This window comes from Albidovulum sp. (assembly GCF_049646345.1).
In the GTDB taxonomy this organism is placed as follows: domain Bacteria; phylum Pseudomonadota; class Alphaproteobacteria; order Rhodobacterales; family Rhodobacteraceae; genus Albidovulum.
Genome location: NZ_JBARVQ010000311.1, coordinates 1 through 8,394 on the forward strand (window position 1 = coordinate 1; position 8,394 = coordinate 8,394).

Genomic DNA, 8,394 nt, shown 5'->3' on the forward strand with positions numbered 1-8,394 from the left:
ACGCTACGCCGCCGAATTCCGACACGGTGCCTTCGGCAACTATCAGGGCAATGAGACAACCGGAAAAGTCCGTCGCGTGACGGGAAGTTGAGGGAGAGAACGCATGCTGCCGGAACTGCGCAAAGTCGTGACCTATGATGAGGATATCCACCGCGACGGTGATCGCGCTGCCGATCCGGTGCTTCGGATGATCGGAGTTGCCGCTGTGGTGAAGAACCCCTGGCATGGGCAGGGATATGTCGAGGATCTCGGCCCCGAGATCCGGCGCATGGCCCCGCCCCTGGGTCGCATGCTGACAGACCGGCTGATTGCTCTGGCAGGTTCGGGCGACGCGATCGAGGCCTATGGTAAGGCAGCGCTTTGCGGCACTGATTGCGAGCTGGAGCATGGTTCGGCCCTGATCCACACGCTGCTTTACGGCAATTTCTACCGCGAGGCGGTGGGGGCCAAGACCTATCTCGGCTTCACCAATTCAAGGGGGCCCGCGAACACCCAGATCCAGATCCCGCTGATGGACAAGCATGATGGCGGGCGGCGGTCTCACTACCTGACCGTGCAATTCGCAATCCCCGATGCGCCGGGGCATGACGAACTAGTGGTGGCGTTGGGGGCCGCGACGGGCGGGCGTCCGCATCACCGGATCGGCGACCGTTATTCCGACCTTGCCGCCATTGGGCGGGACGTTGACAACCCGGCCGGGGTCTAGCGGCCCTCATCGGGGCAATGGCGCTGCATCTGGCAGGTCATTGTAACTGGGATGACGGGATGAGGGGAAAGAAGGTGTTGCGGGACCAGAGGCCGAACCAACTTTCCCCCTCGTGCTCTTCATGCACGCCAAGCTCGACCAGCCGGTAGAAGGTTTTGCGGTCGATCAGGGCCTCCAGATTGGCGCGGATCAGGATGTAGGGAGAAGGCTCACCGGTCTCGGAATCGCGCGCGACACGGATCGGGTGATCGGGGCCTGCCGTCACCTCATCCCCGACATGGGTCACGAATGTGATCGCCTTATCACGCCCGGCACCGGTCGCATTGGCATCGACCGCGACGAAAGGGGCATCGACAACGCGGATGCCGACCTTTTCGACCGGGGTCACGAGGAAATAGTCGTCGCCGTCCCTGCGGATGATCGAAGAGAACAGTTTCACCAACCCATGCCGGTTGATCGGCGTGCCTAGGTAGAACCATGTCCCGTCGCGGCGTATCTCGATATCGAGATCGCCGCAGAAGGGCGGGTTCCACAAATGCACCGGCGGTGGCCCTTTTTTGCCTGCGGCTTTCGCCGCCGCTGCGAGGTTTTCCGCCGAAGGCTTCACGATCAATTGTTCTTTTTCCGAATTCGCCATTGGTGCCGCGTGGAATTTCTGCCTTTATGCTCTCATCTATACAGATGAGGGAGCGATTGTCATGGCCGAGGCCGACCAGTTACTGACCGAGATCGAAGTTCTGGGCGAAAAGATCGCCGAGGCGCGGCAGGCGGTCGGGCGTCGTTTCATCGGGCAGGAGCGTGTGGTGGAGCTGTCACTGGCGGCCCTGCTTTGCGGCGGGCACGGGCTTCTGGTCGGTTTGCCGGGGATGGGCAAGACCATGCTGGTCGATACGCTGGGCACGGTGATGGGGCTTTCGTCGGGCCGGGTGCAGTTCACGCCCGATCTGATGCCTGCCGATATTCTGGGGTCAGAGGTGCTGGAGACGGCAAAGGATGGGTCGCGGTCGTTCCGCTTCATTGAAGGTCCGATCTTTTGTCAGTTGCTGATGGCTGATGAGATCAACCGCGCCAGCCCCCGCACCCAATCCGCCTTGTTGCAGGCGATGCAGGAGCGTGAGGTGACCATCGCCGGTCAGCACCGCCCCTTGCCTGCGCCGTTCCATGTGCTGGCGACCCAGAACCCGATTGAGCAGGAAGGCACCTATCCGCTGCCAGAAGCGCAGCTTGACCGGTTCCTGGTGCAGATTGATGTCGACTATCCGACCCGCGATACCGAGCGGGATATTCTGCTGGCGACAACCGGTGTCGCGAAGCAGGAAAGCCCGCGTATCTTTACCGCCGAAGACCTGATCGCCGCGCAGAATACGGTCCGGCGCATGCCGGTCGGCGACAAGATTGTCGAACTGATTCTCGATCTTGTGCGCGCCTGTCGTCCGGGTGAGGCCGAGGCGGGCAAGGCGATCAACGACAGCGTCAGTTGGGGCCCGGGTCCGCGTGCGGCACAGGCGCTGATGCTGACAGTCCGGGCGCGGGCGTTGCTGAATGGCCGCCTTGCCCCTTCGGCCGAGGATGTGCTGGCGCTGGCCCGGCCGGTCCTCAGCCACCGGATGGCGCTTTCCTTCGCCGCCCGTGCGCGGGGTGAGGAACTGGCGGATATCATCGACAGTGTGGCGCGTGACATCACCCGGGCCGAAGCGGCTTGACCGCCACCGGACATATGTCGGCCCGCCCGGCGGGCCTGCGGCGCAATTCTGAAGCCCTGGCCTCCGCCCTGCCGCCGCTGATGGCCGATGCCCTGCATCTGGCCGCGACAGTGCAGCTTGGCGAACATGGCCGCCGGCTTTCGGGCATGGGGTCAGAGTTCTGGCAATACCGCCCTGCCCATGCGGGCGATGAGGCGCGGTTCATAGACTGGCGCCGCTCGGGCAAGGCCGACGCGCAGTTCGTGCGCGAACGCGAATGGCAGGCGGCGCAGTCAGTGCATCTCTGGGTCGATGACGCGCAGTCGATGGAATTCACCGGCGATGCCAAACGCCAGTCCAAGGCCGACCGCGCCCGGCTTCTGGCGCTGGCGCTGGGTGTCCTTCTGATCCGCGCGGGTGAACGCGTGGGTCTTGCTGACGGCGTTGCCCCGCCGCGATCGGGCGAGGTGCAGCTTCTGCGGCTTGCCCATGCCTTCACCCGACCGGCGGGCGACGCCGATTTTGGCGCGCCGGAAGCACGAGCGATCCTGCCCGGGTCGCGGGCGGTTTTCGTGTCAGACTTCATGGGCGCGCCGGAGGGTGTCGAAAAGGCGCTGGGCCTTGCCGCAGACAAGGGCGTGACGGGTGTTTTGATGCAGGTTCTCGATCCGGTCGAGGAGGCGTTTCCCTATGACGGGCGGACGATCTTTGAAAGCATGGCAGGCACGATGCTGCATGAGACCCTGAAGGCAGGCGATCTGCGCGACCGCTACCGCGAACGGCTGGCCGAGCGCAAGGAACGGCTGGCCGACCTCGCCCGGCAGGCCGGATGGCTGTTCACCACACATCACACCGGGGATTCGGCGCAATCGGCCTTGCTCTGGCTCTATTCAGCGCTGAGGAAGGATCACTGATGTTCGTCCTTGGCCCCATCGGTTTTACATTGCCATGGCTCCTTTGGGGGTTGGTGGCACTGCCGGTGCTGTGGCTGCTTCTGCGCGCTATCCCACCCGCACCGATCCGGCGGCGGTTCCCGGGCGTGGCGCTGCTTTTGGGGCTGAAGGACGACGAACAGCAGACCGACCGGACGCCATGGTGGCTGCTTTTGCTGCGGATGGCGGCGGTGGCGCTGATCATCCTCGGCTTTGCCGGTCCGGTCCTGAACCCCGAAACGAAAGAGGCAGGCAAAGGCCCGCTTCTGGTCGTGGTCGATGCCGGTTGGGCCGATGCCCGCGACTGGCCGCGTCGCAATGCCCGGATCGCCGCGGCCTTGTCCGAGGCGGGGCGGGCAGGTCGGCCTGTCGCCTTGGTGGCTCTGACCGACATTCCACCCGATGGGCCCGTGTTTGCTGCCGCCGATGCGGTTGCCACGCGGCTGCCATCGATCCAGCCGGTGCCATGGGAACCGGCGCCGGAGGATATCGCGGCGCTGATCCAGATGCTGCCAGATGGCGATTTCGATACGCTCTGGCTCTCTGATGGGCTTGAACGCGACGGCCATGCCGATCTTGTCGCAGCCCTAGGCGGGCATGGTGTTGTGACGGCCATCGAAAGTGCCCGCAATGTGCTGGCCCTTGGTGCTGCCTCTTATGCGGATGGCAAGCTCTCGGTGCAGGCGTTGCGCGCCCGGACCGGTGCGGTCGGATCGCTTGAGGTTGTCGCGCGCGGGCTTGATCCGGCTGGTGTCGAGCGGGAACTGGCCCGCGCTACGGCGGGTTTCGCGGCGGATGGCGCAGCGGCGGCGGCCGAGTTCGATCTGCCACCAGAGTTGAGAAACCGCATCACCCGGTTCGAGATTGCAGGCGAAACCACCGCCGGTGCCGTGGCCCTTGCCGATGATGCGCTCAAGCGCCGCAAGGTGGCCTTGGTCGTCGGCAGCGCGGAGCAGGAGGGTTTGGAACTCTTGTCGCCCGATCATTATCTGCGGCAGGCGCTGGCCCCCACGGCCGATCTGATCGAAGGGACCGTGGGCGATGTCGTGCTTGCCAATCCCGATGTCATCATCCTTGCCGATATCGCCAAGGTCGCTGAAGTTGCGGCGTTGACGGATTGGCTGGAGGCAGGCGGGCTTCTAGTCCGGTTCGCAGGTCCGCATCTTGCCGCCTCTGATGTCGGGCGCGATGCGCTTGACCCGCTGTTGCCCGTCCGTTTGCGCGTCGGTGGCCGCTCGGTCGGCGGCACGATGAGCTGGGGAGAGCCGAAAGAGCTTGCCCCCTTCGCAGAAGGGTCGCCTTTTGCCGGGCTGGAGCCGTTCGGTGATGTCACCGTCACCGCGCAGGTTCTGGCGCAGCCGGGGCCGGATCTGGCCGATGCGACAATTGCCACCCTGGCCGATGGCACGCCCCTGGTCACCCGCCGCGCGGTGGGTGAGGGGCAGGTCGTCCTCTTCCACGTATCGGCCAATGCCGAATGGTCGAGCCTGCCGCTCTCGGGTCTCTTCGTGCAGATGCTGGAACGGCTGGCGGTATCGAGCCGCCCGGCGCGGCCGGTTGAGGCCGAACTGACGGGCACGACATGGGAGGCAGAGCGCGTACTCGACGCCTTCGGCACCCTGCAAGAGGCAGAGGCGCTGCCGGGCATTCCCGGTGAAAGGCTGGCCGAGCCGCAGCTTGGCGCCGATCTGCCGCCGGGGCTTTATGCTTCGGGCGACCGGACCATGGCCGTCAATGTGATCGCGCCGGGCCGTGAACTTGTCGCGGCTGAATGGCCTGCGGGTACGGTCGTTGAAGGTTTGACGATCTTGCGTGAAACCCTTCTGAAGGGCTGGTTCCTTGCGGCGGCGCTGGCGCTTCTGATGGCAGATGTCATCGCCTCGCTGGCTTTGTCGGGGCGGCTGACCGGCCTTAGGTCGGGGATGGCCGTTCTTGCCCTTGCCATGCTGATCCTGCCCGATCCGGGTGGCGCGCAGGCGCAGGAAGTGGGCGATGACCGGCTGATCGAGGTGGCGGGTAATGTGGTTCTGGCCAATGTCACGACTGGCGATGCGCAGGTCGACAAGGTGGCGCAGGCCGGGCTGCTCGGTCTTTCGGAAGTGCTGTTTGCCCGCACATCGGTTGAACCGATCCTGCCCGTCAGCGTCGATCTGGAAAGCGACGATCTGTCGGTCTACACCTTCCTTTACTGGCCGGTGACAACGACCCAGCCCGCGCCGTCGCCCTTGGCCTATCAGAAGCTTAACCGCTATCTGCGCACTGGCGGCATGATCCTGTTTGACACGCGCGACGCCGATGTCGCCGGATTTGGCGCCGCCTCGCCTGAGGGGCGGCGGTTGCAGGCCTTGGCCGCACCGCTCGATATCCCGCCATTGGAGCCGATCCCCTCGGACCACGTCCTGACCCGCAGCTTCTATCTGTTGCAGGACTTCCCGGGCCGCCACGTGGGCCGCGCGGTCTGGGTGGAGGCCGCCCCGCCCGACGCCGAACAGGCCGAAGGCATGCCGTTTCGCAACCTCAATGACGGGGTGACGCCCGTTGTGATCGGCGGCAATGACTGGGCTGCGGCCTGGGCGGTGGACGATATCGGGCGGCCCATGCTGCCGGTCGGGCGCGGTCTGGGCGGTGAGCGCCAGCGCGAGATTGCCTACCGCTTCGGCGTCAACCTGATCATGCATGTGCTGACCGGCAACTACAAATCCGATCAGGTCCATGTGCCCGCCCTTCTGGAAAGGCTGGGGCAATGACCGGTCAGATCGTCTTTGATCCGCTTCTGCCCTGGCCCGCGATCTGGGCTTTGGCCGCCATTGCCACCCTTGTTGCGGGCTTTGCCCTGTGGCGTGGCCTTCTGGGCTGGTGGCTGCGGGCGCTTGCCGCCGTCTGCCTGATCACCGGCATCGCCCAGCCCTCGCTTCAGACCGAGGACCGCAGGCCGCTTTCCGACATCGTCGTCCTTGTTGTCGATGAAAGCGCCAGCCAGAACGTGTCTGACCGCGCCGATCAGACCGCCGCCGCCGTCGCCCGGGTCGAGGCCGAGGTGGCGGCCTTGCAGAATACCGAGCTGCGCAAGATCATCGTTGCCGATGGCGCGGACGATGCCGGAACACTTGCCCTGAGTGCTCTGTCGCAGGCATTGGCCGAAGAACCGCGCGCCCGGATCGCGGGGGCGATCCTTGTGTCCGACGGGCAGGTTCATGATCTGGATGTTGGCACCGACATGCCCGCGCCGTTCAACGTGCTTTTGACCGGGCATGCGGCGGATTGGGACCGGCGGCTGATGATCAAGACCGCCCCGGTTTTCGGCATTATCGGCGAACCTCTCAATCTGGTCCTGCGGATCGAGGAACAGGGTGCCGTTCCTGAAGATATCGCCGGGCGCACGGCGGCGCTGACCATCGCCATAGACGGCGGAGAGCCCGAGACCTATTCGGTGCCGGTGGGACAGGATCTGGACCTGCCGATTGTCCTCGATCATGGCGGCCAGAACGTGGTGCAGATCACGCTCGACGCGCAAGAGGGCGAATTGACCGATCGCAACAATATGGCGGTCGTTCAGGTCAACGGCGTGCGCGACCGGCTGCGGGTCTTGCTGGTGTCGGGTGAGCCCTATGCGGGCGAACGCACCTGGCGCAACCTCTTGAAATCCGACAGCGCGGTGGACCTCGTCCACTTCACCATCCTGCGCCCGCCGGAAAAGCAGGACGGGGTGCCGGTGTCGGAGCTGTCTCTGATCGCCTTTCCGACGCGCGAGCTCTTTATCGAAAAGATCAGCGAATTCGACCTGATCATCTTCGACCGTTACCAGCTCAGGGGTATTCTGCCGGCCTCCTATCTCGACAATATCCGTCAATATGTCGAAGACGGCGGGGCGGTTCTGGTCTCGGCCGGACCCGATTTCGCCTCGGTTGAAAGTCTCTATCATTCCGGGCTTGGTGACATCCTTCCTGCCCGCCCCACCGCGCGGATCGTCGAACAGGGCTACCGCCCGCACGTATCCGACCTTGGCCAACGTCACCCCGTGACCGAAGGGTTGGAAACCTTCGCACCCGAAGGTGGGGCCGCAGGCACCATCGGTGCGCCGGAATGGGGCCGCTGGCTGCGGCTTGTGGAACTGACCGATCCTGTGGGGCAGACGATCATGGAGGGGCCGGATGCGCGGCCGCTTCTGGTCCTGAACCGTGTGGGTGAGGGGCGCATCGCGCTTTTGGCCTCGGATCAGGCCTGGCTCTGGAGCCGGGGGTTCGAGGGTGGCGGGCCGCAGCTGGAACTGCTGCGCCGCTTGGCCCACTGGATGATGAAGGAACCTGATCTGGAGGAAGAGGCGCTGACCGCCGAGGCCGAGGGCCAGACCCTGACGATCACCCGGCGGACTCTGACCGAAGGCGCGCGCGAGGTGACGGTGACAGCGCCTGACGGGACCGAGACGGTGGTGCAACTGACCGAGGCCGCCCCCGGTCGCTACCGGGCGGAGTTTCAGGTGCCCGAGATCGGGCTTTACCGAATGACCGACGGTGATCTGGACCGGGTGATGGCACTGGGCCCCGCAGCCCCGAAGGAATTCGAAGAGACGATCGCGAGCGAGGACAAGCTCTCGCCTTTGGTCGTGCCGACGAATGGCGGGTTCCTCAGACTTGAAGAGGGCGCACCGGATGTCCGGCGGGTACGTGCAGGCCGCCCCGCCATCGGGCGCGGCTGGATCGGGATCACCCCGCGCGAGGCGTATCAGACGCTCGATATCAGCATCGCGCCGCTCTTGCCCGCCTGGGCCTTCCTGATGGTCGCTGCAGCACTGTCGGTTGCGGCCTGGTTGCGGGAAGGGCGGCGCTAAAGCGTTTCGGGATTGTGTTATGAATTTAGTGCAAGAATTCCAACGAAAGAGATACGATCACTGGTTCAGGTAGCCACGAAACGCTATGGGAAACAGTATCAAATGCCGCAGGGCAGGTACCACAATTGTCCGGAATGCGCGGCAATGTCGGGATGAGACATACTCGAAAAGGTGAAGGGAGGGGCCGATGCGGGGTCTGATACTGAGTGCGCTTGTGACGACCGCCGCCATAGGCGCGGACAGGGC

Annotated in this window: 6 protein-coding genes; 5 read left to right on the top strand and 1 reads right to left on the bottom strand. The window is 64.8% G+C overall.

Annotation, left to right across the window (positions count from 1 at the left end; genetic code table 11):
* Positions 1-103 precede the first annotated feature (103 nt).
* Positions 104-706, top strand: coding sequence for an amino acid synthesis family protein (locus tag WBB85_RS07915; RefSeq protein WP_432638078.1), 603 nt, complete (start codon positions 104-106; stop codon positions 704-706).
* Positions 707-743: 37 nt separating this feature from the next.
* Here WBB85_RS07915 and WBB85_RS07920 read toward each other — a convergent pair whose 3' ends face one another.
* Entirely contained in the window at positions 744-1,343 is a 600-nt protein-coding gene (locus WBB85_RS07920) for a DUF1285 domain-containing protein (protein WP_432638079.1), read from the bottom strand.
* Between the two features lie 61 nt (positions 1,344-1,404).
* Here WBB85_RS07920 and WBB85_RS07925 point away from each other — a divergent pair, with 61 nt between their 5' ends.
* The 4 genes from WBB85_RS07925 to WBB85_RS07940 are packed head-to-tail and all read left to right on the top strand — an operon-like array spanning position 1,405 to position 8,148.
* On the top strand, positions 1,405-2,409 hold the full coding sequence (locus WBB85_RS07925; protein ID WP_432638080.1) for an AAA family ATPase: 1,005 nt from the start codon (positions 1,405-1,407) through the stop codon (positions 2,407-2,409).
* A 14-nt stretch (positions 2,410-2,423) separates the two neighbouring features.
* The gene (locus WBB85_RS07930) at positions 2,424-3,302 is read left to right on the top strand and encodes a DUF58 domain-containing protein (protein ID WP_432638083.1); all 879 of its coding nucleotides are present in this window, start codon (positions 2,424-2,426) and stop codon (positions 3,300-3,302) included.
* Entirely contained in the window at positions 3,302-6,067 is a 2,766-nt protein-coding gene (locus WBB85_RS07935; RefSeq protein ID WP_432638081.1) for a DUF4159 domain-containing protein, read from the top strand. The genes WBB85_RS07930 and WBB85_RS07935 overlap by 1 nt, the downstream gene beginning before the upstream one ends.
* Positions 6,064-8,148, top strand: a complete 2,085-nt coding sequence (locus WBB85_RS07940; RefSeq protein ID WP_432638082.1) for a hypothetical protein — start codon at positions 6,064-6,066, stop codon at positions 8,146-8,148. Before WBB85_RS07935 ends, WBB85_RS07940 begins: the two co-directional genes overlap by 4 nt.
* Positions 8,149-8,394 lie beyond the last annotated feature (246 nt).

Excerpts from the sequence above, each read along its gene's own strand:
- WBB85_RS07940 (WP_432638082.1), top strand. The coding sequence starts at position 6,064 with ATGACCGGTCAGATCGTCTTTGATCCGCTTCTGCCCTGGCCCGCGATC.
- WBB85_RS07920 (WP_432638079.1), bottom strand. The coding sequence starts at position 1,343 with ATGGCGAATTCGGAAAAAGAACAATTGATCGTGAAGCCTTCGGCGGAA.
- WBB85_RS07930 (WP_432638083.1), top strand. The coding sequence starts at position 2,424 with ATGTCGGCCCGCCCGGCGGGCCTGCGGCGCAATTCTGAAGCCCTGGCC.
- WBB85_RS07935 (WP_432638081.1), top strand. The coding sequence starts at position 3,302 with ATGTTCGTCCTTGGCCCCATCGGTTTTACATTGCCATGGCTCCTTTGG.
- WBB85_RS07925 (WP_432638080.1), top strand. The coding sequence starts at position 1,405 with ATGGCCGAGGCCGACCAGTTACTGACCGAGATCGAAGTTCTGGGCGAA.
- WBB85_RS07915 (WP_432638078.1), top strand. The coding sequence starts at position 104 with ATGCTGCCGGAACTGCGCAAAGTCGTGACCTATGATGAGGATATCCAC.